This is a genomic window from Bacillus sp. SIMBA_026 (genome assembly GCF_046535335.1).
Classification (GTDB): Bacteria; Bacillota; Bacilli; order Bacillales; family Bacillaceae; genus Bacillus; species Bacillus velezensis.
In genome coordinates, this window is sequence record NZ_JAWRWX010000091.1 from 1 (window position 1) to 295 (window position 295).

1 protein-coding gene is annotated in these 295 nt (G+C 59.3%); it reads right to left on the bottom strand.

Going from position 1 to position 295, the window contains the following annotated elements; translation table 11 throughout:
* A partial coding sequence (locus SB847_RS20805) for an FCD domain-containing protein (protein WP_410578483.1) occupies nt 1–189 on the bottom strand: 189 nt, incomplete at its 3' end.
* Nucleotides 190–295 lie beyond the last annotated feature (106 nt).

The following is a 295-nucleotide window of genomic DNA, read 5'->3' on the forward strand; positions in this document are numbered from 1 at the left end:
GTTGAGGGGTTCGAATAGTCTGCGATGGAACTCGGCGTCGGCCATGACGAAGTTTTCCCCGGCACCCGCCAGCTCCTCCATCTGCTTGACCGACTCTTCAATGCTGGCCAGCTGTTCTTTGGTCATGACATCGATGGACGAGCCGATAAGTCCCGACTCAAGTGCTTGACGCACGTCAACCAGCTGCAACGCTTCGAGCCCCTGGTGACGAAGCGATAGTCTTCCCCGGAACGTGAGTCCGTCTGCGAGCGCGTCGAAGTTAGTGGGCGCCACGAACATGCCGAAACCGTGGCGG